This window comes from Rehaibacterium terrae, from assembly GCF_014202935.1.
Taxonomy (GTDB): Bacteria; Pseudomonadota; Gammaproteobacteria; order Xanthomonadales; family Xanthomonadaceae; genus Rehaibacterium; species Rehaibacterium terrae.
This window is the reverse complement of the sequence record NZ_JACHHX010000010.1, coordinates 58,725-80,697: the sequence shown is the minus strand read 5'-3', so window position 1 is coordinate 80,697 and position 21,973 is coordinate 58,725. Positions and strand designations below refer to the sequence as shown.

Annotated in this window: 21 protein-coding genes; 11 read left to right on the top strand and 10 right to left on the bottom strand. The window is 69.7% G+C overall.

Going from position 1 to position 21,973, the window contains the following annotated elements; all coding sequences use genetic code 11:
- Positions 1-18: 18 nt before the first annotated feature.
- The gene (locus HNQ58_RS08315) at positions 19-1,404 is read left to right on the top strand and encodes a class II fumarate hydratase (RefSeq protein WP_183948440.1); all 1,386 of its coding nucleotides are present in this window, start codon (positions 19-21) and stop codon (positions 1,402-1,404) included.
- 14 nt (positions 1,405-1,418) lie between these two features.
- Here the strand turns inward: HNQ58_RS08315 and HNQ58_RS08310 are convergent, their stop codons facing one another.
- Entirely contained in the window at positions 1,419-3,125 is a 1,707-nt protein-coding gene (locus HNQ58_RS08310) for an ArnT family glycosyltransferase (RefSeq protein ID WP_183948439.1), read from the bottom strand.
- A gap of 147 nt (positions 3,126-3,272) precedes the next feature.
- Here HNQ58_RS08310 and HNQ58_RS08305 point away from each other — a divergent pair, with 147 nt between their 5' ends.
- The 5 genes from HNQ58_RS08305 (at position 3,273) to HNQ58_RS08285 (ending at position 7,992) form a co-directional block, all read left to right on the top strand.
- Complete coding sequence (locus tag HNQ58_RS08305; protein ID WP_183948438.1) at positions 3,273-3,962, top strand: response regulator; 690 nt, start codon at positions 3,273-3,275, stop codon at positions 3,960-3,962.
- Positions 3,959-5,275, top strand: coding sequence for a sensor histidine kinase (locus tag HNQ58_RS08300; RefSeq protein ID WP_183948437.1), 1,317 nt, complete (start codon positions 3,959-3,961; stop codon positions 5,273-5,275). Before HNQ58_RS08305 ends, HNQ58_RS08300 begins: the two co-directional genes overlap by 4 nt.
- Positions 5,276-5,368: 93 nt before the next feature.
- The gene (locus HNQ58_RS08295) at positions 5,369-6,910 is read left to right on the top strand and encodes an ArnT family glycosyltransferase (RefSeq protein WP_183948436.1); all 1,542 of its coding nucleotides are present in this window, start codon (positions 5,369-5,371) and stop codon (positions 6,908-6,910) included.
- 51 nt (positions 6,911-6,961) lie between these two features.
- Complete coding sequence (locus tag HNQ58_RS08290; RefSeq protein WP_183948435.1) at positions 6,962-7,711, top strand: glycosyltransferase family 2 protein; 750 nt, start codon at positions 6,962-6,964, stop codon at positions 7,709-7,711.
- Positions 7,708-7,992: a lipid-A-disaccharide synthase N-terminal domain-containing protein gene (locus HNQ58_RS08285; protein WP_183948434.1), complete on the top strand. Its 285-nt coding sequence runs from the start codon at positions 7,708-7,710 to the stop codon at positions 7,990-7,992. Before HNQ58_RS08290 ends, HNQ58_RS08285 begins: the two co-directional genes overlap by 4 nt.
- Here the strand turns inward: HNQ58_RS08285 and HNQ58_RS08280 are convergent.
- The 6 genes from HNQ58_RS08280 to HNQ58_RS08255 form a co-directional block, all read right to left on the bottom strand.
- Entirely contained in the window at positions 7,944-9,101 is a 1,158-nt protein-coding gene (locus HNQ58_RS08280; protein WP_183948433.1) for a pyridoxal-phosphate dependent enzyme, read from the bottom strand. The two genes, HNQ58_RS08285 and HNQ58_RS08280, sit on opposite strands and share 49 nt — an antisense overlap.
- A gap of 166 nt (positions 9,102-9,267) precedes the next feature.
- Positions 9,268-10,098 carry a DUF4097 family beta strand repeat-containing protein gene (locus HNQ58_RS08275; protein ID WP_183948432.1) on the bottom strand — a complete coding sequence of 277 codons (831 nt, stop codon included), beginning with the start codon at positions 10,096-10,098 and terminating at the stop codon, positions 9,268-9,270.
- 41 nt (positions 10,099-10,139) lie between these two features.
- Positions 10,140-11,102, bottom strand: a complete 963-nt coding sequence (locus HNQ58_RS08270; protein ID WP_183948431.1) for a hypothetical protein — start codon at positions 11,100-11,102, stop codon at positions 10,140-10,142.
- On the bottom strand, positions 11,099-11,956 hold the full coding sequence (locus HNQ58_RS08265) for an ABC transporter ATP-binding protein (protein WP_183948430.1): 858 nt from the start codon (positions 11,954-11,956) through the stop codon (positions 11,099-11,101). The genes HNQ58_RS08270 and HNQ58_RS08265 overlap by 4 nt, the downstream gene beginning before the upstream one ends.
- The gene (locus HNQ58_RS08260) at positions 11,956-12,327 is read right to left on the bottom strand and encodes a GntR family transcriptional regulator (protein ID WP_183948429.1); all 372 of its coding nucleotides are present in this window, start codon (positions 12,325-12,327) and stop codon (positions 11,956-11,958) included. The genes HNQ58_RS08265 and HNQ58_RS08260 overlap by 1 nt, the downstream gene beginning before the upstream one ends.
- A gap of 3 nt (positions 12,328-12,330) precedes the next feature.
- A complete protein-coding gene (locus tag HNQ58_RS08255; RefSeq protein ID WP_183948428.1) occupies positions 12,331-12,591 on the bottom strand; it encodes a hypothetical protein in 261 nt (86 codons plus the stop codon).
- A gap of 170 nt (positions 12,592-12,761) precedes the next feature.
- Here HNQ58_RS08255 and HNQ58_RS08250 point away from each other — a divergent pair, with 170 nt between their 5' ends.
- The 3 genes from HNQ58_RS08250 to htpG all read left to right on the top strand — a co-directional run bounded on the left by HNQ58_RS08250 (position 12,762) and on the right by htpG (position 16,448).
- Complete coding sequence (locus HNQ58_RS08250; protein ID WP_409617992.1) at positions 12,762-13,331, top strand: glutathione peroxidase; 570 nt, start codon at positions 12,762-12,764, stop codon at positions 13,329-13,331.
- 258 nt (positions 13,332-13,589) lie between these two features.
- Positions 13,590-14,291 carry a BamJ family beta-barrel-assembly machinery protein gene (gene bamJ, locus HNQ58_RS08245; RefSeq protein ID WP_183948427.1) on the top strand — a complete coding sequence of 234 codons (702 nt, stop codon included), beginning with the start codon at positions 13,590-13,592 and terminating at the stop codon, positions 14,289-14,291.
- Positions 14,292-14,582: 291 nt separating this feature from the next.
- Positions 14,583-16,448, top strand: coding sequence for a molecular chaperone HtpG (htpG, locus tag HNQ58_RS08240; RefSeq protein ID WP_183948426.1), 1,866 nt, complete (start codon positions 14,583-14,585; stop codon positions 16,446-16,448).
- Positions 16,449-16,596: 148 nt separating this feature from the next.
- Here htpG and HNQ58_RS08235 read toward each other — a convergent pair whose 3' ends face one another.
- Positions 16,597-17,418: a hypothetical protein gene (locus HNQ58_RS08235; protein ID WP_183948425.1), complete on the bottom strand. Its 822-nt coding sequence runs from the start codon at positions 17,416-17,418 to the stop codon at positions 16,597-16,599.
- Between the two features lie 105 nt (positions 17,419-17,523).
- Between HNQ58_RS08235 and HNQ58_RS08230 the strand changes: the two genes are divergently transcribed.
- Complete coding sequence (locus tag HNQ58_RS08230; protein WP_183948424.1) at positions 17,524-17,949, top strand: RNA-binding S4 domain-containing protein; 426 nt, start codon at positions 17,524-17,526, stop codon at positions 17,947-17,949.
- Positions 17,950-17,961: 12 nt separating this feature from the next.
- Here the strand turns inward: HNQ58_RS08230 and HNQ58_RS08225 are convergent, their stop codons facing one another.
- Positions 17,962-18,435, bottom strand: a complete 474-nt coding sequence (locus tag HNQ58_RS08225) for an AsnC family transcriptional regulator (RefSeq protein WP_183948423.1) — start codon at positions 18,433-18,435, stop codon at positions 17,962-17,964.
- A gap of 92 nt (positions 18,436-18,527) precedes the next feature.
- Here HNQ58_RS08225 and HNQ58_RS08220 point away from each other — a divergent pair, with 92 nt between their 5' ends.
- A complete protein-coding gene (locus tag HNQ58_RS08220) occupies positions 18,528-19,724 on the top strand; it encodes a trans-sulfuration enzyme family protein (RefSeq protein ID WP_183948422.1) in 1,197 nt (398 codons plus the stop codon).
- A gap of 54 nt (positions 19,725-19,778) precedes the next feature.
- On the opposite strand, the gene katG is transcribed toward HNQ58_RS08220, so the two are convergent.
- Positions 19,779-21,965 carry a catalase/peroxidase HPI gene (katG, locus tag HNQ58_RS08215; protein ID WP_183948421.1) on the bottom strand — a complete coding sequence of 729 codons (2,187 nt, stop codon included), beginning with the start codon at positions 21,963-21,965 and terminating at the stop codon, positions 19,779-19,781.
- Positions 21,966-21,973: the final 8 nt, after the last annotated feature.

Below are 21,973 nucleotides of genomic sequence, written 5' to 3'. Positions count from 1 at the left end.
CCGCCGCAGGAGCCTGCCATGAGCCAGACCTACCGCATCGAGCGCGACTCCATGGGGGAGCTGCGCGTGCCCGCCGACGCCCTCTGGGGTGCGCAGACGCAGCGCGCAGTGGAGAACTTTCCGATCTCCGGCCTGCGCATGCCGCGCGCATTCATCCGCGCGCTGGGCCTGATCAAGGCCGCCGCCGCGCAGGCCAACGGCGAGCTCGGCCTGTTGCCCAAGCCGCTCGCCAAGGCCATCGCCAAGGCTGCGCTGGAAGTGGCCGAGGGTCGCCACGATGCGCATTTCCCGGTCGATGTGTTCCAGACCGGCTCGGGCACCTCCTCGAACATGAACGCCAACGAGGTCATCGCCACCCTGGCCGCGCGCGCCGCCCGGCGCAAGGTGCATCCCAATGATCACGTCAACCTCGGGCAGAGCTCGAACGACGTGATCCCGAGCGCGATCCAGGTCGCCGCCATCCTCGCCACGCAGGAGCAGCTGCTGCCGGCGCTGCGGCATCTGCGCAAGACCATCGACCGCCGGGCCCGCCAGCTTGGCAAGGTCGTCAAGACCGGTCGCACCCATCTGATGGACGCGGTGCCGCTGACCTTCGGGCAGGAGCTGTCGGCCTGGTCGGCGCAGATCGGCTCGGCCATCGTGCGCATCGAGGACAGCCTGCAACGTCTGCGCCGGTTGCCGCTGGGCGGTACCGCGGTCGGCACCGGCATCAACACCGACCCCCGCTATGCCAGGCGCGCGGTGGCGGCACTGGGCAGGTTGTCCGGCCATCGGTTCGAGAACGCCGGCAACCTGTTCGAGGGCATCGCTGCGCAGGACGGCGCGGTGGAGCTGTCCGGCCAGCTCAACGTGCTCGCCGTGGCATTGATGAAGATCGCCAACGACCTGCGCTGGATGAATTCCGGCCCGTTGGCTGGCCTGGGCGAGATCGAGCTGCCGGCACTGCAGCCGGGCTCGTCGATCATGCCGGGCAAGGTCAACCCGGTGATCCCCGAGGCGGTGTGCATGGTCTGCGCGCAGGTGATGGGCCAGCACGCGACCATCAGCCTGGCCGGCGCCAGCGGCAACTTCCAGCTCAACGTGATGCTGCCGGTGATCGCCCACAACCTGTTGCAGTCGATCGGGCTGCTCGGCAACGCCGCGCGCCGGCTCGCCGATGCCGCCATCGCCGGCTTCCGGGTGCGGCACGACCGGCTGCGGGACGCGCTGGCGCGCAATCCGATCCTGGTGACCGCGCTCAATCCGGTCATCGGCTACGAAAAGGGCGCGGCCATCGCCAGGAAGGCCTACCTGGAGGGTCGACCGGTACTGGAGGTGGCGAAGGAGATGTCCGGACTGGACGAAAAGAAACTGCGCAGGCTGCTCGACCCGGCAGCCTTGACGCGCGGCGGTATCATCGGCTGAGGGCGCTTTCGCGGCTAATCGCGCGAGGCATCGCCTTGCGGGCGGGGGGCGAAACCCGGCCTGCAGTCCGGCACGACCGCATCCCCGGGGACCAGCCACCAGTCGCGCCGGTTGGAGCGGCCGATGAACTCGGCGCGCTGACGGTCCACGCAGTCGCCCAGTGCCTCGTCGAGCACGAACAGCCAGCGTCGTTGCGGTTGCTCACCCAGCCAGCGGGCGGCATCGTGCCACTGGTCTTCCCAGGGGCGCTCGAAACCGAAATCCCGCGCCGGCCGGTCGGCCTGCAGCAGGTGCTGCTCGCGCCAGGCCAGCAGACCGAGTTCGGCCTCGGGACCGATGCGTTCGCCGACCCGCTGCATCAGTGCGCGGGCCGAACTGCTGGCGTCCAGCGCCGGTGCCAGGCCGAGCCCGTAGACGACCCACAACAGCGCGGTGAACAGCACCAGCGCCGTGCCGGTGCGACGCAGCCGGCTCCAGCCGAGCAGGACCAGGCCGCCGACACCGAGCGCGAGCAGCCAGAGCAGCAGCATCCGCAGCGCTTCGGCGTCGAGCGCGCGTTCCTCCGCCAGCCGTTGCGCCCAGCGCGGATCGGCGAGCAGACCGCTTGCGCCCAGCGCCAGCGCCGTCAGCGACAACAGCAGCGCGTAGCCCGCCAGCGTCAGCCGCACGCCGCGCCGTCGCATCAAGCCCGGCAGCAGTGGCGCGGCAGCCACGCACAGCAGCGGCAGGGCGGGGAAGATGTAGACCTCACGCTTGCCCGGGCTGGCGCTGAAGAAGGCCAGCACCAGCACCGCCCAGCCGAGCAGCACCAGCAGGCGCGCATCGCGTCGGCGCAGCCGCCGCCACCAGGCCGGCAGCAGCCAAGGCAGCAGCAGCGCGCCGGGCAGCCAGAGCGTGAAGATCACCTGCAGGTAGTACCAGGGCGGCTGGATGTGGTGCCAGGCGTTGGCGTAACGCTCGCCGGTCTGGCGGAGCAGGATCTCGCGGGCATAGGCGTGCAGGGCCGGGTCGTCGCTGGTCAGTACCACGGTCAGCATCGGCGCCAGCCAGACGGCGGTGCCGAGCACGAAGGCCAGCGGCAGGCCCCACCAGCGCGCCCCGGACGGCCGCGAGCCCGCGCCGCCATGCCAACCGTCGCGCATGGTCCAGATGGCGGGGATCAGGGCCAGCAGCGGCAGGAAGCCCACGCCCTTGGTGACCGTGCCCAAGCCGGCGGCGAAGCCGCCCAGCCACAAGGCCGGCCAGTCCGGCCCGCGCAGCAGGTGGCGCAGCAGCCCCCACATCGACAGCGTGGTCAGGAACACCAGCACCATGTCGATCTGCGCGCGCTTGGCCTGCAGGCCGAACTGCAGCACCACCAGCAGGCCGAGTGCCGCCCATATCGCCGCCCGCCGTCCGTACAGGCGGCGGGTCAGGTCATGGGTCAGCCACAGCGTGCCCAGCGCGGCCAGCAGCGAGGGCAGCAGGAAAGCGACCCGCCAGTCGTGCACCAGCAGGTAGGCGGCCGCCTGCAGCCACATGAAGGTGGCCGGCTTGTGCGCGTACAGCTCGCTGCCGCGATGGGGGATCACCCATTGCCCGCTTTCCACCATGTGCCTGGCGGCCAGCACGAAGCGCGGCTCGTCGGGTGGCGAAGGGTCGCGCAGGCCAAGCCCCGCTCCGAGCACGAGCAGGGCGAGCAGCAGCAGGCCGGGCAGGCGGATCGGAAGCGGGTGGGACATGGGCGCGCGGGGTGAAAGGCCGGCGGACAGCTTGCCATGGCCGGTGTGGGAATCGTGTCGCATGGCTTACGACAGTGCTCCGACGCCGGCTGCGGCAAACTGGAGAAAATCGCAAGATCGTGCCGATCGCAACGGGAGCCTGCCGGCGTGCGCCTGCTGATCGTCGAGGACAATCGAAGCCTGGTCGCCAACCTGTTCGACTATTTCGAGGCGCGCGGCCATCAGCTCGACGCCGCCCCCGACGGCGTCACCGGGCTGCATCTGGCCGGCAGCCACGACTACGACGCCATCGTGCTGGACTGGATGCTGCCACGGATGGACGGCCGCACGCTGCTGCAGAAGCTGCGCCAGGAGCTGGGCCGCGACACGCCGGTGATCATGCTCACCGCGCGCGACGAGTTGCCGGACAAGATCGCCGGCTTCCGCGCCGGCGCCGACGACTACCTGACCAAACCGTTCGCGCTGCCCGAGCTGGAGGTCCGGCTGGAGGCACTGCTGGCACGGGCCCGTGGCCTGGGCCGCCAGCGCGTGCTGCGGGTGGCCGACCTGACACTGGACCTGGCGACGCTGGAGGTCACGCGCGGCAGCCGTCCGCTGCGCCTGTACCCGGCTTGCCGAAAACTGCTGGAGGCACTGATGCGCGCCTCACCGGCGGTGGTCGCGCGCGAGCGGCTCGAACAGGCGCTGTGGGGGGACAGCCCGCCCGACGGCGACCTGCTGCGCTCGCACATGTACGAGTTGCGCCGCGCGGTCGACGGGCCGTTCGACGTCAAGCTGATCCAGACCATCCCCAAGGCGGGCTACCGCATCGTCGAGCACGCCGAGGTCGCCGAATGAACCGGCGCACGCTGCGCGCCCGCATCGCCACCGGTCTGCTCGGTTACGCCTTGCTGATGGCAGCGGCGATCTTCCTGCACGGCTACATCGTCAACGAAGCGGTCGAGCGCACGGTCTGGCGATCGCTGCTGGAAACGGAGCTGGATTACTTCCAGACACGCCGGGCAGCCGATCCGCGCTTCGAGTGGCCACAGACCGAGACGCTGGCCCTGTACCGCCGTCCCCTCAGTGAAACCGCATCGGCGCATCTTCCGTTGGCGCTGGAACGCCTGCCGCCCGGCCTGCACGACGAAGTCGCGCTCGACGACCACGAAGTGGTCGTGCTGGTCCGCGACATCGGCGACGAGCGGGTGTATCTCACGCTGGACATCAGCGATCTCGAGCGCGAGGAGCGGCGTCTCCTGCTGCTGCTGGTCGGTGGCTCGCTGCTGGCCGCCGGTCTGCTCGCCGTGCTGGCCTGGGTCGTGGCCGGCCGGCAGTTGCGGCCGGTCACCCGGTTGGCCGCGGCGGTCGATGCGCTGCGGCCGGACCAGCGCGGTCAGCGGCTGGAGCTGACCGACGATGCGCCCGCCGAGATCGCCACGATCGCCGGCGCGATGAACCAGTACCTGGAGCGCCACGAGCGCTTCGTCCGCCGCGAGCGCGAATTCGTGGACAGCGTCAGCCATGAGCTGCGCACGCCGATCGCGGTGATCGCCGGCGCCGCCGAGCTGATCGCCGCCCGTCCCGACTTGCCGGCCGCCGCCGTGGCACCGCTGCGCCGCATCCGCCAGACCGCGCGCGGCGTCGAGCAGTTGATCGACATGCTGCTGGTGCTGGCCAAGGAACCCAAGCGGCTCTCCAGCGTCGATCAGCGATTCCGGCTGGAGGAGCTGCTGCCGGAGATCGTGCTCGACCACGAGCATCTCACCCGCGACAAGGCGTTGCGGCTGCAGGCCGGCCCCTTCGCGCCGACGTTGCTGTCGGCGCCGTTGCAGGTGGTGCAGGTGGCGGTCGGCAACCTGCTGCGCAACGCCATCGAGAACAGCGACCACGGCACCATCGAGTTGCGGGTGGAGCTGGCCGGGGTGGTGCGGATCCGCGACCCGGGGCAGGGCATGACGCCGGAGGAGGTCGGCCGCATCTACGCCGCGCTGGCGCGCCGCGGCGAATGGCGGGTCGGCGCCGGGATCGGGCTGGAGCTGATCCGGCGCATCTGCGAGCACCTGGGCTGGCGGCTGGACATCGAGACCGGGCCGGGCCGGGGCACGCTGGCCGTGCTCGACCTGCGCGCCTCGCTGGTTTCCGAAGGCGACGCGGGCGGCGTGGTTTAACCCGCACGCAACTTCGTTCCGACCGGCTTCCGACAGCCCGGAAACGATCCTTCCGGCACCCCTCCCGGCGGCACCGGCCGACCTTTCCTGCGCATGGCACATTCCTTCCGGCCCATCGAGTGCATCGCCCGGTCACGAAGGCCCGCGCCCTCCGGGCGGCAGGCGCTGCTCTGGCTGCTGGCGATGCTGTGTCTGCTCGGTTTCGCCTTCCAGGGCACGCGCCCGCTGTGGGAGTCGGACGAGGGCCGCTACACGGCGGTGGCGCTGCAGATGCTCGACAGCGGCGATTTTCTGGTGCCGCGCCTGAACGACCACCACGAGCATTACACCAAGCCGCCGCTGACTTACTGGATCATCGCCGCCAGCGTGGCGGCGTTCGGTCGAAATGCCTGGGCGGTGCGCCTTCCTTATGCCTTGGCCTTCGTGCTCACCGGCCTGCTGGTGTACGCACTGGGCCGGCACTTCGTGCCCGAGCGGCCGTGGCTGCCGGCGCTGCTGTGGGGCAGCTCGCTGCTGGCCGTGCTGGCGGCCAACGTGGTCAGCACCGACGGGTTCCTGGTGTTGTTCGAGACGCTGGCGGTGCTGGCCTGGCTGCGGTCGCGCGAGGCGGCGCGGCCGTTGCGCTGGCAGCTCCTGATGGGGCTGGCTTTCGGCTTGGCCTTCCTGACCAAGGGACCACCGGGCCTGCTGCCGCTGCTGCCGATGGCGGTCTGGACGCTGGCGGTGGAAGGCCGCCAGGGACTGCGGCACCTGTTCCCTCCCGCGGCTTTGCCGGTGTTCGCCGTGACCGGCCTGGGCTGGTTCGTCTGGATCGTCGTCCAGCGCCCCGTCCTGCTCGGTTACTTTCTCGGTTACGAGCTGTTCGACCGGGTGTTCACGCCGGTGCACGACCGCAACGCGCAGTGGTATGGCGCGGCCAAGGTGTATCTGCCGGTCCTGTTTCTGGCCGTGTTTCCATGGGGACTGGTCGATCTGGGCTGGCTGCGCACGTTGCGCATGGCCTGGCGGCCGTCGGCCTGGCGGCGCTGGCTGGCCGAGGATCGCGACCGTGCCTTCCTGCTGCTGTGGACGCTGCTGCCGCTGTGCGTGTTCTTCGTCGCCCGCTCGCGCCTGTTCCTCTACGTGCTGCCGCTGGCGGTGCCGATCAGCCTGCTGCTCGCGCGCCGCTTCGCGCCCTCGATCGCCCCGGCCCGCGAGCCGTTCTGGCGGATCGCCCTGCCGGTCTGGGTTTTGCTGGTGCTGCTGGTGAAGGCCGCGAGCACGCAGATCCCCAGCCACAAGGACGCCCGCGCCGAGGCCGAGCGCCTGCTCGCCGGGGTGCGTCCGCCGGACCGCATCCTGTTCGTCGGCATGCCGGCGCACTACGGCCTGCGCCTGTATGCCGGCGTCCCGGTCGAGCAGGTCGACCGCCGGCCCACGCCGGGCGCGGCGGGGTTCGATCCACGCGAGGAGCTGTGCCGCGATCTGCGCGCCCATCCCGATGCCCTGCTGGTGGTATCGTCCACGCCGGGAGCGCCGGACCCACAGCGTGCTTGCCCGGACATCGCGCTCGCCGAACATTCGCCCGGCATCTGGCAGCCGGTGCCGGCCGGTGCGGCGACCACTGGCATCGCGTTGCCTGCCGTCGGACACTGACCGGACGAGCGGAGTGCGCCCTTCCAGTCTTCCCTTACCCATGGACCCGACATGGAGCAATGTCCCGTTCTGAGCGTGGTGGTGCCGGTTCACAACGAACAGGCCAACATCGCCCCCCTGATCGATGAAATCCTCGCCGCCCTGCGCGGTCGGCTCGCCTTCGAGATCGTCTACGTCGACGATGCCAGCCATGACGGCACGCTCGCCGAGCTGCGCCGTCTGCAACGCCGGACACCCGAGCTTCGCGTATTGGCCCACCAGACGCAGAGCGGGCAGAGCACGGCCATCCGCAACGGCGTGAAGGCCGCGCGGGCGGCCTGGGTGGTGACACTCGATGGCGACGGCCAGAATGATCCCGCCGACATTCCCAGGCTGCTCGACGCGCGCGCGAATGCGCCCGCCGAGGTCAAACTCTTCGCCGGCTGGCGCGTGCAGCGACGCGACTCGCTGGGCAAACGGCTCGGCTCGCGCATCGCCAACGCCGTGCGTCGCCGGCTGCTGCGCGACGACACGCCGGATACCGGCTGCGGGATCAAGCTGTTCGAGCGCGAGGCCTTCATCGACCTGCCGTATTTCGACCACATGCACCGCTACCTGCCGGCGCTGATGCAGCGTGCCGGCTGGAAGACGGTGAGCGTTCCGGTCAACCACCGTCCACGCACCGCCGGACGCTCGAACTACACCAACCTGGGGCGGTTGTGGGTGGGGCTGGCCGATCTGCGCGGCGTGGGCTGGTTGATCCGGCGCTCCCGGCGCACCGTCGTGCGCGAGTACCCGGCTGCCGAGGAGGCATCGCCATGAAGGACGCCACCGTCTGGATCATGATCGGCTTCCTCGGCCAGGCGCTGTTCTCGGCCCGCTTCATCATCCAGTGGCTGGCCTCGGAGCGGGCGCGCCGCAGCATCGTGCCCAAGGCGTTCTGGTACTTCAGCCTGGCCGGCAGTGCGGTGCTGCTGTCCTATGCCATCCACCGCGCCGATCCGGTGTTCATCGTCGGCCAGGCCTCGGGCCTGTTCATCTACCTGCGCAATCTCTACCTGATCAAGGTCGAGCACCGGGCCTCGCTGGACAACGGGGAGTGACACGCCGCGAGCGCGTCGCCGGCCTCGTCGAGCGCGACCGGCGGCGACCACGGGGCGCCGAGCAGCACCCGCTCGAACAGGGCCTGCCAGGGCGCAAGGTCCAGCCCGTGCGCGGCGATCCAGTCGGGGTTGTAGCAGGTGTCGAGATAACGCTCACCGCCATCGCAGATCAGCGTGACCACCGGCCCGCGTTCGCCGCGTTCGCGCAGCTCCGTCATCAGCCGCAGTGCGCCGACGAAGTTGGTGCCGGTGGAGCCGCCGCAGCGGCGGCCGAGCAGACGCTCGATGGTGCGCAGCGCCGCCAGACTGGCGGCGTCGGGCACGCGGATCATGCGGTCGATCACCTCGGGCACGAAGGATGGCTCGACGATCGGCCGGCCGATGCCCTCGATGCGCGAGGCGGCGTCGATGCGCAGGTCGCGCCGGCCAGTGCGGAAGGCGTCGAAGAACACCGAATGTTCCGGATCGACCACACACAGCCGCGTGCATTCGTTGCGACAGGCGGCATAGCGGATGTAACGGCCGATGGTGGCGGCGGTGCCGCCGGTGCCGGCCGACACCACCAGCCAGCGCGGGCAGGGGTCGGGCTCGGCGCCGAGCTGGTGATACAGCGATTCGGCGATGTTGTTGTTGCCACGCCAGTCGGTGGCGCGCTCGGCGTAGGTGAACTGGTCCATGAAGTGGCCGCCGAGCGCCGCGGCCAGTCGCCGCGCCTCGCTGGCGACACCCGGACCCGGCACGGTGTGGCACTCGCCGCCGTAGAAGGCGATGCGCGCCATCTTCTCGCGCGAGGTGCTCTCCGGCATCACCGCGATGAAGCGCAGGCCGAGCAGGCGGGCGAAGTAGGCCTCGGACACCGCGGTGCTGCCGCTGGAGGCCTCGATGACCGGGCGGTCCTCGCGGATCCAGCCGTTGCACAGGCCGTAGAGGAACAGCGAACGGGCCAGCCGGTGCTTGAGGCTGCCGGTCGGGTGGACGCTCTCGTCCTTGAGGTAGAGCGGGATGCCTGGGAAGGCCGGCAGGTCGAGCCGGATCAGGTGGGTGTCGGCCGAGCGCCGGAAGTCGGCCTCGATGCGGGCGATGGCGTCATGGGTCCAGGCGCGCGACATGCGGGATGCGGGACATGGAAACGGGCCACCCAAGGGTGGCCCGTGACGGCGCGGAACGGCTTGACCTTGGTCAACCGGGAGCCATCCGGCCGCCGTTGCGTCTTCGCGGTCATCCCGGCTTGCGCCGGGACGGCCAGGGTTCGATGCTCTTTCCGGTTTCCGGATCTCACCGCTTGCGCGGCAACAGCGTCTGGCCGCCGATGCCGGCGAGCGAGACGTCGCCGCTGCCCTTGCTGCGCAGCCTGAAGTCCCCGTCCACGTCGCGGGCGGAGATGTCGCCCGAGCCGAGCGAGTCCACGCTCACGCTGCCGCGTACGCCGCGCAGCACCAGATCGCCGGAACCGATCGAGCCGACCTCGACGTTGCCCCCGACCTCGCGCAGGGCCACGTCGCCCGAGCCGATGCTGCCGACGCTGGCGTCGCCGCGGATGCGCTCGACGGTGACGTCGCCCGAGCCGACCGAGCGCAGCCGCAGGCTGCCGACGTCGCGGGCTTCCAGGTCGCCGGAGCCGACCCGCGCCTGCAGCTCGCCGGCGATACGGCGCACCTCGACGTCGCCCGAGCCGATGGTCGTGTCGAGCGCGGCCACGCCTTCGATCCAGGCGTCGCCCGAGCCGACCTGCAACTCGACCGTGAGACGCTCCGGCACCCGCACGTCCATGGTCAGGTACTCGTAATGCTTGCCGAACAGCACGAACACCTTGCGGTCCGGCTTGCGGTGCTCGGCGCGCAGCACGAGGCGGTCGCCCTGGCGCTCCTGCACGATCTGCAGGTCGTCGAGGTAGTCCTGCGCGGAGGCGCAGGCCCGGCCGCGCACCATGCCGTCGCCATCGCCGGCACCGGTCAGCCGGATCTCGTGACGGCCGAGTTCGACGATCAGGGTGGAGACGCCGGCCAGGTCCAGTTGCAGGTCGCGCGGAGCCTCGAAGCGGCAGTCGCGGGCCTGCGCGGCGGTCGCCGTCAGGAGCAGCAGCGGAAGGGCGTAGAGCGTGCGCATGTGTGCGTGTCCTCGTATCCGATGGAAGGGGACGCCGGGGCTCAGCCTTCGTCGCGCCAGCGGCGCAGGCGGATGGCGAGCAGGATCATGCCGGCGCCGATCGCCGCCCAGATCCACAGCGAAGGCTCGAGCATCAGCTGGTAGACGTTGCCCAGCGAGGTCAGTCGCATGAAATCCTCGGGGCCTCGGATGCTGATGTCCTCCAGTTTGCCGAGCGGCAGCCAGCTGCCCGGGATCACGCTCAGCAGCAGGCGGGCGACCACGTCGCGCCAGAACCAGCCGTCCGGCAGGGACAGCGTGCGCATCAGGTCGAACCAGCTCACCAGGATGCCGGCGCCGACCGGGATCGCGATCGCCCACAGGAACGGCTTGGAGCGCGCCCAGACCGAGCACAGCATCAGCCAGCCGACCGTGGGCAGCGCCCACACCGCGTGCAGCGGTACCAGCGCCAGCAGCATCGTCGCCACTTTGAGCGGACTGGCCGCGCCGAACAGCAGGCCGAACACGTTGGCGCCGTGGAAGGCGAGATAGACGCCGAGCAGAAGCAGCATGCCGATGCCGGTGGCGATGCCGGCGGCCACGCCGATCAGCGGAGCGACCAGCAGCGCGCTGACGACCTTCGACAGCACGGTGTCGCGGTCGGAGACCGGCAGCGACTTCCAGAACAGCACGCTGCGGTCGCGGCGCTCGTCGTACAGGCAGGCCAGGCAGTAGAAGAACACCACGATGCCGACCACGATGCCGATCTGCCCGGCGACGGTGAGCAGCGTGACGTCGATGCCGGCGCCGATACGGGCGCGGGCGGCCGGGTCGAGGTTCTGGGTGATTTCGCTCAGCCGCAGCGCGCCGATCTGGATGTTGATCTCGGACATGCCGGCCTGACCGACCAGCATCGCCATCAGCAGGAAGACGAGGAAGATGCCGCCGGCGATCACCGGCGCCCACAGGAAGCCGCCACGATGCTCCCAGTATTCGCGCTTGAGCAGGGTGGGGAAGGTGTTCATGCGTAGGCTCCCTTCATGGTGGCGACGAACAGGTCGGCGATGCCGGGGGTGCGCAGCTCGCCGAGGGCGGACAGCCGCGCGCGCTCGACGCCGTCGAACAGGAAGACCGACTTGCCGAACACCTGGCGCTCGTCGAGCGGTGCCAGCGCGCGGGCGGCCTCGGCCTTGTCGGGCGGCACCATCACCTCGGTGAAGCGTTCGCCGATTTCGTCCATCGTCGCCGACAGCGAGATCCTGCCGTCGCGGATGAACATCAGGTCGGTGAGGATGTGCTCGATCTCCTCGACCTGGTGGGTGGTGACGATGATCGTCTTGTCGTGGTCGAAGTAGTCCTCGAGCAGGTTCTGGTAGAACTGCTTGCGGTAGAGGATGTCCAGCCCCAGCGTGGGCTCGTCGAGCACCAGCAGCCGGGCGTCGATCGCCATCACCAGCGCCAGGTGCAACTGCACGATCATGCCCTTGGACAGCTCCTTTACCCTCAGGTGCGGCTTGACCTGGGTGTGGGAGAGGAAGGCCTCGCACTTGCTGCGGTCGAACTTCGGGTGCACGCCCTCGACGAACTCGATGGCCTGCCACACGCGCATCCAGCGCGGCAGCACGGCGACATCGGCGATGAAGCAGACCTCGCGCATCAGCGCGTCGCGCTGCGTGCGCGGGTCGTAACCGAGCACCTTGAGCTCGCCCTCGAAGGGGATCAGCCCGAGGATCGCCTTGAGCGCGGTGGTCTTGCCGGCGCCGTTGGGGCCGATCAGGCCGAGGATGCGGCCGGGCGCGATGTCGAAATCGACGCGGTCCAGCGCGATCTTGTTCCGGTAGCGCTTGCTCAGGCCGCGGGCGGAGACGACGGCGCTCATCACGCCTTCTCCCCGGCCCGTTCGGCCGCTTGCACCAGCTCGTCCATGCGCAGGCCGAGGCGCCGGATGCGCTCGACCACCATCGGCCATTCCTCGTGCAGGAAGCGTTCGCGCTCGCTGGAGAGCAGTTTCTCGCGTGCGCCGTCGTTGACGTACATGCCCAGTCCCCTTCGTTTCTCGACCAGTGATTCGTCCACCAGCTCCTGATAGGCGCGGGAGACGGTGATCGGGTTCAGCTGGAAATCGGCCGCGACCTGCCGCACCGAGGGCAGGGCATCGCCGGGCTTGAGCACCCCGTCGAGGATCATCGCGACCACGCGCTCCTTCAGTTGCAGGTAGATCGGCGTGGTGTCGTTCCAGGTGACGGTCATGGATCAGGTCTCCTGGCGCGGTTGCCGGCCGCCGAACGAGAAATAGGGCATGGTCAGCTGCAGGCGCAGGCTCTGACGGCCGCGCAGTTCGACCTGCCCGAGCCGCTCGCGGGCAAGCTCCACGGTTTCCAGTACGCTGTCGGAAGGTTCGGTGCCACCGGAGGCGGCGCCGACCACCGGCCGGCCGCCGGTCAGGACGGCAACGACCGCGAAGGCGGCGATGGCGACCAGGGCGGCCAGGATGCTTGTGGGGCGGGTGTGCATGGCTTTCTCCCTCGGGGATACGCCGATCGCTGTCTGTGCGAGCCGGTGTTGTATGTAAGTATAACACCTAAACGGCTTCGGTCAACACCCTCTGCACGTCCAGGCAGGCAAACTGAAGTCATGGCCCGCTTCGCGGATCCCGCATCCCTTCGACCCAGCAGGACACGAAAATGCGCAGCTCATTGAAAAAAATGGTTTTTTCCATGGTGGTCGGGCTGTTGGCCGCCTCCCCGGCGCTCGCTGGCGGGACGCTGCTCGACCTCGAATACCGGCCGCTGGCCGGCCAGGAGCGGGTGAACCTGGCCGAACGCTTCGCCGGCCAGGTGCTGCTGGTGGTCAACACCGCCAGCAAGTGTGGCTTCACGCCGCAGTACGAGGGCCTGGAAGCCCTGCACCAGAAGTACCGCGATCGCGGCTTCTCGGTCGTGGGATTCCCCTCCAACGACTTCATGGGCCAGGAGCCGGGAACCGAAGAGGAAATCCGGGAGTTCTGCACGCTCACCTATGGCGTGAAGTTCCCGATGTTCGAGAAGGTGCATGTCAAAGGCCGCGAGGCCACGGCCCTGTACCGGCGGCTGGCGGCCGAAACCGGTCAGGCGCCGGCCTGGAATTTCCACAAGTACCTGATCGACCGCGAGGGCCGGGTGGTGGGCAGCTTCGGCAGCCGCACCGCGCCCGACGACGCCGGGCTGGTCGGCGAGATCGAGCGCCTGCTGGCGGCGCCGGCCCCCGGGTCCTGAGGCCCGGGGATTCTCCCGGCTCTGTGCGGGCCGCCGGTCGGTGGCCGGTGGCCGATCGCGGGTCGGGCACGCCATGCCCGTCCGCGGGTTTTCGAGTCGTAACCGACCGGCGCCTGAACCCGGCGTGGGCGGCGCGGGACCGGTGCCGCGCGGCGGCGTCCAATCCGTCTGCGTTTGCTCCGGTCGATGCGGACCGCGACAATACATCACGCCCGCGCCGGGCGGATACCGGCGCCCATCCCCAGGAGAATTCCCCACATGAAGTCGTTTCTGCGTCACAGCGCGACGGCGCTGGCCGTGACCGCCGCCCTCGCTGCCGGTACCGCGTTCGCCAAGGACAAGCTGGAAACCGAAAAAGACAAGGTCAGCTACATGGTCGGCATGGATGTCGCCCGCTCGCTGACGCCGATCCGGGACGAGCTGGATCCGGCCGTGCTGGCGCAGGCGATCCAGACCGTGCTCGCCGGCGGCAAGCCGCTGATGACCGATGAGGAAGGCGAGGCCGTGCGCGCCGCCTTCATGCAGAAGCTGCAGCAGAAGCAGGCCGCCGAGCAGCAGGCGCTGGCGGAGAAGAACCTGCGCGAAGGCGAGGCTTTCCTTGCCGCCAACAAGGACAAGCCGGGCGTACAGACCACCGCTTCGGGGCTGCAGTATCAGGTGATCCGCCAAGGCAACGGTCCCAGGCCGACTGCCACCGACACCGTGCGGGTGCACTACGCCGGCACGCTGCTGGACGGCACCAAGTTCGACAGCTCGTACGATCGCGGCCAGCCGGCGCAGTTCGCGCTCAACCAGGTCATCCCGGGCTGGACCGAGGGCGTGCAGTTGATGCCGGTCGGTGCCAAATACAAGTTCTGGATTCCCGGCAACCTGGCCTACGGCGATCGCGGCACGCCGGGCCCGATCGGCCCCAACCAGACGCTGGTGTTCGAGGTCGAGCTGCTGGAAGTGGTCAAGTAATCCGGATGATCCGGACGTGACGCGTTCGATGACGGCCGGCGGGCGACCCGCCGGCCGTTCGTTTTTGTGCGCCCGGCACGGGCGCACTCTTGGAGGTGCAAGTCCTCCCGTGAGCTGGCCACAGTGAGCGAAGCGAAGCGCAACTGCGGAAGGGCGACCGACCGTGGGAGGCAGGCGCGGATCGCCGACGAGCACGCCGGCCCCTGCCCAGCGCCGGTCCCGTGGGCGCTTGAAAGCGCCGGCCGCGCACACCATCTCCGCCGCATCCGCCCATCGACCAGGGATCGAGCGATGACTGCGACCGAAACCCATCATTTCCAGGCCGAGGTGCAGCAGGTGCTGCAGCTCGTCATCCATTCGATGTACTCGAACAAGGACATCTTCCTGCGCGAGCTGGTGTCCAATGCCTCCGACGCCTGCGACAAGCTGCGCTTCGAGGCGCTGCAGGATCCGGGGCTGTACGGCGACGAGCCCGGCCTGAAGATCGAGATCCATGCCGACAAGGCGGCCCGCACCCTGAGCGTGCGCGATACCGGCATCGGCATGAGCAAGCAGGAACTGATCGAGAACCTGGGCACGGTGGCGCGCTCGGGCACGCGCAGGTTTCTGGAGGCCATCGCCGAAGGGCGGAAGGCCGATCTGAGCCTGATCGGCCAGTTCGGTGTCGGCTTCTATTCGGCCTTCATCGTCGCCGACCGGGTGACGGTGACCTCGCGCAAGGCCGGTGCGTCCGAGGCGTTCGTGTGGGAATCGACCGGCGACGGCCAGTTCACCGTCTCCGAAGGCCCGGAAGACGCGCCGCGGGGCACCACCGTCACGCTGCATCTGCGCGAGGGCGAGGACGGCTACCTCGACGAGTGGAAGCTTCGCTCGCTGATCCGGACCTACTCGGACCACATCGGATTCCCGATCCGCATGCGCAAGCCGGACAGCGACGAAATGGAGACGGTCAACCAGGCTTCGGCGCTGTGGATGCGGCCGAAGAACGAGCTGACCGACAGCGACTATCAGAGCTTCTACAAGCACGTGGCGCATGATTTCGGCGAGGCGCTGGCGTGGGCGCATCATCGCGTCGAGGGCAATCAGAACTTCACCTGTCTGCTGTACGTGCCGGCGCGGGCGCCGTTCGACTTCCAGTTCTCCCGCGACGAACGCAAGGGGCTCAAGCTCTACATCAAGCGCGTCTTCATCATGGACGCCAGCGCGCAGATGCTGCCGGCTTATTTGCGCTTCGTGCGCGGCGTGGTCGATTCCGACGATCTGCCGCTCAATGTCAGCCGCGAGATCCTGCAGGAAAGCCGCCAGGTCGAGCGCATCAAGGGCGCGCTGACCCGTCGCGTGCTCGACCTGCTCGACAGGCTGGCCAGGGACGAGCCGGAGAAGTACGCCGGCTTCTGGCGCGAGTTCGGCGCCACGCTGAAGGAGGGCGTGGCCGAGGACGCCGGCAACCGCGAGCGTGTGCTCAAGCTGCTGCGCTTTGCCTCCACCCGCAGCGAAAGCCCCGGGCAGCTGGTGTCGCTGGACGAGTACATCGGCCGCATGGCGGCCGGGCAGGAGGACATCTACTACCTCACCGCCGATGGCTGGAATGCAGCCCGCAACAGCCCTCAGCTGGAGGCGCTCAAGGCGCGCGGCGTCGAGGTGCTGCTGATGCATGAGCGCATCGACGAATGGATTTCGGGTTACCTGCACGAGTACGCCGGCAAGCGCCTGCGCAATGTCGCCAAGGGCGAGCTCGACCTGGACGAGCTTGGCGAGTCCGCCGACCGGGCGGCGCGCGAGCAGGCGGCCAAGGAGGCCGAAGGGGTCGTGGCGCGGCTCAAGGGCATCCTCGGCGACGCGGTGAGGGACGTGCGCGTGTCCGCGCGCCTGACCACCTCGCCGTCCTGCGTCGTGCTCGACGAGCACGACATGGCCCTGCACATGCAGCGGCTGCTCAGGGCCGCCGGCCACGACATCCCGGCCGCCCGGCCGATCCTCGAGATCAACCCGTCACACGCGCTGGTGAAGCGGCTGGCCGGCGAGAGCGACGACGCCCGTGCCGCGGATCTGGGTTGGCTGCTGCTGGAGCAGGCGCAACTGGCCGAGGGCGGGGCGCTCGACGATCCGGCCGCCTTCATCGCCCGCACCAGCCGGCTGATCGCCGGCGAAGGCTGACGGCATCCCGAATGCGAGGCGGCGTCGGCCGACGCCGCCTCGTCGCCGCGAAAGCGCCGGATGGCACGCTTGCGCCGGTCGCCAAGTCATCCGGTTCCCGCTTTCGCGGGAATGACGACGGTGTGATGCTTGTTCCCGGTCCCGGCTCTCAGAACAACTCGATATCGCCGCTGTCGGTGCTCAATGCCTGGCCGCCGCTGCGTTCTTCGATGGTGGTGAAGCGGCGGGTGCGCTCCTCGCGCCAGGCGCGGGCGTCGAACTGCTGTTCGCCCAGGGTGCTGAGCAACCGGCTCAGGCTTTCGAAGTCGGTCTTCAGGTGCGACAGGATCTGGTCGGTGCGGTCCTGGAACTGCAGCTTCAGGATCAGTTGGTCGATCGCCTGCTTGCTCGACTCGGCGAACTGCCGCACGCGGGCGGCGGCGGCCTGCAGCTGCTCGCTGTCGTCGTGCAGTTGCTGGTGGGTTTGGCTGAGATCGGCATCGAGCGCGTCGAGCGCGTGCTGCACGCCGAACACGGTGCGTTCGGCGGTTTCGCACAATCGGCGCGCGGCGGGGAGCACGGCGTCGTCATGGGCGACCAGGCTGTCGAGAAAGTCGGCCAGCTCGGAGCCTTCGGGCGCCTGCGCGCGCAGCGCGCGGGCACGTTCGGTGAGCACGCACTGGCGTTTGGCGTCGGCCTTGCGGGCGGCGACCTCATGCGCCAGCGGTGCCAGCGCGGCGCGCAGGGCAAAGGCGCGGTCGCGCAGCGAGGCCTCGGCCTCGCGGGCCTGGCCGACGGCGTCGATCTGGGCCTCGTTGGCCCGGTTGGCCAGGTTGGCCAGCCCGAACACGGCCGGCAGCAGGCCCTCGACGTTCTCGCGGATCAGGCTGGCCAATGCGGTGATGAGCTGACTCCACTCCTGCAGGATGTCGTGCAGATCCTGCGGGGGGACGGGCGTGACGGGAGTCAGGCGCGGGGCGGCGTTCGACATGGCGGTCCGGCGGGTTGCGTTGTTCCGGTATCGGCACGTCGGGGCAGGACTTGAGACAATCCACGCCCAGCTCCACCAGTCCGTCTCGCCCGGGTTCCGCCGCCGATGAACGATTCCACGTCCGCCGCCGTCCGTCTGGATGTCTGGCTCTGGGCCGCGCGCTTCTTCAAGACCCGGAGCCTCGCCAAGCAGGCCGTCGAGGGTGGCAAGGTCGAGCTCAACGGCGTCGGCGGCAAGCCCGCCAAGCCGGTGCGGGTGGGTGACCGGCTGGTCGTCAATCGCGCCGGCGAGCGCTACGAGATCGAGGTGCTCGGCCTCAGCGAGCAGCGCGGCCCGGCGCCGCTGGCGCAACGGCTCTACAGCGAAAGCGAAGCCTCCCGCGCACGCCGCCAGGCCGAGCGCGAACAGCGCCGGCTGTCGGGCGCCGGGCTGGCCGCGCCGGCCACACGGCCGGACAAGAAGTCGCGCCGGCAAATCCGCGCGCTCAAGGATGGCGGCAAGGGCAAGCTGCCGCCGTGGTTCCCGCAGTGAAGCCGGCGCGGCTCACGCCTCGGCGCGGCGGTACACCGGCAGCTCGGGATTGCGCCGGAATTCGAAGATCAGCCGCGTCTCGATGTGGGCCACTTCGGGGCGTTCGGTGAAGGCGGTCAGGGCGAAGTCGCGCAGATGCTCCGCGTCGCGCACGCCGACATGCACCAGGAAGTCGTCGGCGCCGGCGAGATGGTAGAAGGCCAGCACTTCCGGCAGCCGCAGCAGATGGTCGTGGAAGCCGTCGACCAGCTCGCGCGAATGCCGCGCCAGCCGCACCGCCACCAGCGCCTGCAGGCCGATGCCGACCGCGGCCGGGGCGATTTCGGCGTGGTAGCCCTCGATGGCCCGCGCCTCGCGCAACCGCCGCACCCGTTCCAGCGCCGTGGACGGCGCGATGCCCACCCGTTCGGCCAGCGCCTTGTTCGGCATCCGGGCATTCTTCCGCAGCAGCCGCAGGAGGGCGAAGTCGATTCGGTCCAGGTCCACGGGAACCCTCGATCAGGAAATCTTGTTCGGCATGCAATCTATCATCCGCAGAAGCTTCTAGCATCGGCTGAGTTTCTGGAACGGAGTGCGAAATGCATCGCTTCGACACGCTTGCCGTCCATGCCGGCCGCGAGGACTTCCCGGACCTCGGCGTCCATGCGCCGCCGATCGACCTGTCGACCACCTATCCGGTTGCCGACCTTCAGGTCGGTACCGCCAGCTTCGACGCACTGGTCGCGGGCGAGGCCGCGGCCGCCAACCCGATCTACGCCCGCCTGCACAACCCCACGGTCGCGCGCGTCGAGCAGGCGCTGGCGCGACTGGAAGGGACCGAGGCCTGCGTGGCCTTCGGTTCGGGCATGGCGGCACTGACCGCGATGCTGCTGGCGGCGCGCACGCGCGGCGGTCACGTGTTGGTGGTGCGGCCGCTTTACGGCACCTCCGATCATCTGCTCGCCTGCGGACTGGCCGGTATCCGGGCCGAGTTCGTGCAGCCGGACGAGATCGCCGCGAAGATCCGCCCGGACACCGCGCTGGTGATCATCGAGACGCCGGCCAATCCGACCCTCGATCTGGTCGATGTCCGTGCCGTCGCGACGGCGGCCGGCGAGGTGCCGGTACTGGTCGATTCGACCTTCGCCACGCCGGTGCTGCAGCGGCCGTTCGAACTGGGCGCGACCTACGTGCTGCACAGCGCCACCAAGTTCCTTGGCGGCCACGGCGACGTGATCGCCGGCGTGATCTGCTGCAGCGAGGATCGCGCCCGGCCGCTGCGCCAGGTACGCGCCGCCACCGGCGCGCTGCTGCACCCGCTGGCCGCCTACCTGCTGCACCGCGGTCTGCCTACGCTGGGGCTGCGGGTGGAACGCGCCCAAGCCAATGCGCAGGTGCTGGCCGAGCGTCTGGCTGCGCATCCGGCGGTCGCCCGGGTCTTCTATCCGGGACTGGGCACGGTGAAGAACGCCCACCTCGCGCGCAGCCAGATGCAGGGCCCCGGCGCGCTGATCGCGTTCGAGCTGCGCGCCGGCTACGCCGCTGCCGCTGCGCTGATGCGTGCGGTGCGGTTGGTGACCCCGGCGGTCAGCCTCGGCTCGGTCGACAGCCTGATCCAGCATCCGTCCGGCCTGACCCACCGGGTGGTGGAGGAGGGTGCCAAGGCCGGCTGCGGCATCACGCCCGGGATGCTGCGCTTGAGCGTGGGCATCGAGCACGTCGAGGACCTGTGGGCGGATCTGGCCCAGGCGCTGACAGCGGCGGAGGCCGCCCTGGCGGTGGACAACGCCGCCTGAGCCGGAACCCGGGCCCGGGGGGATCGAGGCCCCGGGCCCGGACTGTGACGGCCCTCAGGCGCGCTTGCGGCGCAGGTCGAAGCGGTCCAGGTTCATCACCTTGTCCCAGGCCGCCACGAAGTCGCGCACGAACTTCTCCCCGGCATCGGCGCAGGCATACACCTCGGCCAGCGCCCGCAGCTCGGAATTGGAGCCGAACGCCAGGTCGACCCGGGTGCCGGTCCACTTCACCTGGCCGCTGCGGCGGTCGCGACCTTCGAAGACCTGTGCCGCCTCCGAGGTCGGCCTCCATTCCAGGTCGTTGTCCAGCAGGTGGACGAAGAAGTCGTTGCTCAGCGTGCCCACGCGCTCGCTGAACACGCCGTGGCGACTGCCGTCGGCATTGGTGCCGAGCACGCGCAGGCCGCCGACCAGCACGGTCATCTCGGGCGCGGTCAGGGTCAGCAGCTGGGCCTTGTCGATCAGCAGGTGCTCGGCCGGTACCGTCACGCCCGCCTTGCAGTAGTTGCGGAAGCCGTCGGCGAGCGGTTCGAGCGGGGCGAACGAGGCGGCATCGGTCTGCGCCTGCGAGGCGTCGGTGCGGCCGGGGGTGAACGGCACGGTGATGGCCACCCCCGCCCGTCGGGCCGCCTCCTCGACGCCGGCGCAGCCGGCCAGCACGATCAGGTCGGCGAGCGAGATCTTCTTGCCGCCCCCGGCTTGGGCGTCGAACTCGGCGCGGATGCCCTCCAGTGTCTGCAGCACCTTGGCCAGCCGGCCCGGCTGGTTGACTTCCCAGTCCTTCTGCGGCGCGAGCCGGATGCGGGCGCCGTTGGCACCGCCGCGCTTGTCCGAGCCGCGGAAGGTCGAGGCCGAGGCCCAGGCGGTGGAGACCAGATCGCTGATCGACAGGCCCGAGGCCAACACCCTTGCCTTGAGCGCAGCGATGTCCTTGGCATCGACCAGCGGATGATCGACGACGGGCACCGGGTCCTGCCAGATGAAGTCTTCCTCCGGCACCTCCGGACCCAGGTAGCGCGACTTCGGGCCCATGTCACGGTGGGTGAGCTTGAACCAGGCGCGGGCAAAGGCCTGGGCGAACTCGTCCGGATGCTCCAGGAAGCGGCGCGAGATCTTCTCGAAGGCCGGATCGAAGCGCAGCGTCAGGTCCGTGGTCAGCATCGTCGGCTTGTGCTTCCTGTTGGGGTCGAAGGCGTCGGGGATGATCTCCGGCGCGTCCTTGGCCACCCACTGGTAGGCGCCGGCCGGGCTCTTGGTCAGCTCCCACTCGTACTTGAACAGGTTCTCGAGGAAGTGGTTGCTCCACTGCGTCGGCGTCTGGCTCCAGGTGACTTCCGGGCCGCCGGTGATGGTGTCGGGGCCCTTGCCGCTGCCGTGCCGGCTGATCCAGCCCAGCCCCTGGGCCTCGATCGGCGCCGCCTCCGGGGCTGGTCCGACCAGCGCCGGATCACCGGCGCCATGTGCCTTGCCGAAGGTGTGGCCACCGGCGATCAGGGCCACGGTCTCCTCGTCGTCCATCGCCATCCGGCCGAAGGTGTCGCGGATGTCCTTGGCGGCCGCGACCGGGTCCGGGTTGCCGTTCGGGCCTTCCGGGTTGACGTAGATCAGGCCCATCTGGACCGCGGCCAGCGGGTTCTCCAGCTCGCGCTCGCCCGAGTAGCGCCTGTCCTCCAGCCAGGCGCCTTCGGCGCCCCAGTACACGTCGCGGTCCGGTTCCCAGGTGTCGGCGCGGCCGCCGCCGAAGCCCAGGGTCTTGAAGCCCATCGACTCCAGGGCCACGTTGCCGGCCAGGATCATCAGGTCGGCCCAGGAGATGCTTGCGCCGTATTTGCGCTTGATCGGCCACAGCAGTCGCCGCGCCTTGTCCAGGTTGGCGTTGTCCGGCCAGCTGTTGAGTGGGGCGAAGCGCTGCTGGCCGCGGCCTCCGCCGCCTCGGCCGTCGCCGATGCGGTAGGTGCCGGCGGCGTGCCAGGCCATGCGGATCATCAGGCCGCCATAGTGGCCGAAGTCGGCCGGCCACCAGTCCTGCGACTGCGTCATCAGCGCGCGCAGGTCCTGCTTCAATGCCTGGTAGTCCAGCCGCTCGAAGGCTTCGGCGTAGTCGAAGTCCGGCCCCATCGGGTCGGACCGGGACGAGTGCTGGTGCAGCAGATCGACCCGCAAACGGTTCGGCCACCAGTCCTCGATCGTCGGGCCGTGGCCGGCGGCATGCCGGAACGGGCATTTGCTCTCAGTAGACATGGCGATCC

Excerpts from the sequence above, each read along its gene's own strand:
- HNQ58_RS08315 (WP_183948440.1), top strand. The coding sequence starts at position 19 with ATGAGCCAGACCTACCGCATCGAGCGCGACTCCATGGGGGAGCTGCGC.
- HNQ58_RS08310 (WP_183948439.1), bottom strand. The coding sequence starts at position 3,125 with ATGTCCCACCCGCTTCCGATCCGCCTGCCCGGCCTGCTGCTGCTCGCC.
- HNQ58_RS08300 (WP_183948437.1), top strand. The coding sequence starts at position 3,959 with ATGAACCGGCGCACGCTGCGCGCCCGCATCGCCACCGGTCTGCTCGGT.
- HNQ58_RS08295 (WP_183948436.1), top strand. The coding sequence starts at position 5,369 with ATGGCACATTCCTTCCGGCCCATCGAGTGCATCGCCCGGTCACGAAGG.
- HNQ58_RS08290 (WP_183948435.1), top strand. The coding sequence starts at position 6,962 with ATGGAGCAATGTCCCGTTCTGAGCGTGGTGGTGCCGGTTCACAACGAA.
- HNQ58_RS08285 (WP_183948434.1), top strand. The coding sequence starts at position 7,708 with ATGAAGGACGCCACCGTCTGGATCATGATCGGCTTCCTCGGCCAGGCG.
- HNQ58_RS08280 (WP_183948433.1), bottom strand. The coding sequence starts at position 9,101 with ATGTCGCGCGCCTGGACCCATGACGCCATCGCCCGCATCGAGGCCGAC.
- HNQ58_RS08275 (WP_183948432.1), bottom strand. The coding sequence starts at position 10,098 with ATGCGCACGCTCTACGCCCTTCCGCTGCTGCTCCTGACGGCGACCGCC.
- HNQ58_RS08270 (WP_183948431.1), bottom strand. The coding sequence starts at position 11,102 with ATGAACACCTTCCCCACCCTGCTCAAGCGCGAATACTGGGAGCATCGT.
- HNQ58_RS08265 (WP_183948430.1), bottom strand. The coding sequence starts at position 11,956 with ATGAGCGCCGTCGTCTCCGCCCGCGGCCTGAGCAAGCGCTACCGGAAC.
- HNQ58_RS08260 (WP_183948429.1), bottom strand. The coding sequence starts at position 12,327 with ATGACCGTCACCTGGAACGACACCACGCCGATCTACCTGCAACTGAAG.
- HNQ58_RS08255 (WP_183948428.1), bottom strand. The coding sequence starts at position 12,591 with ATGCACACCCGCCCCACAAGCATCCTGGCCGCCCTGGTCGCCATCGCC.
- HNQ58_RS08250 (WP_409617992.1), top strand. The coding sequence starts at position 12,762 with ATGCGCAGCTCATTGAAAAAAATGGTTTTTTCCATGGTGGTCGGGCTG.
- bamJ (WP_183948427.1), top strand. The coding sequence starts at position 13,590 with ATGAAGTCGTTTCTGCGTCACAGCGCGACGGCGCTGGCCGTGACCGCC.
- htpG (WP_183948426.1), top strand. The coding sequence starts at position 14,583 with ATGACTGCGACCGAAACCCATCATTTCCAGGCCGAGGTGCAGCAGGTG.
- HNQ58_RS08235 (WP_183948425.1), bottom strand. The coding sequence starts at position 17,418 with ATGTCGAACGCCGCCCCGCGCCTGACTCCCGTCACGCCCGTCCCCCCG.
- HNQ58_RS08230 (WP_183948424.1), top strand. The coding sequence starts at position 17,524 with ATGAACGATTCCACGTCCGCCGCCGTCCGTCTGGATGTCTGGCTCTGG.
- HNQ58_RS08220 (WP_183948422.1), top strand. The coding sequence starts at position 18,528 with ATGCATCGCTTCGACACGCTTGCCGTCCATGCCGGCCGCGAGGACTTC.
- katG (WP_183948421.1), bottom strand. The coding sequence starts at position 21,965 with ATGTCTACTGAGAGCAAATGCCCGTTCCGGCATGCCGCCGGCCACGGC.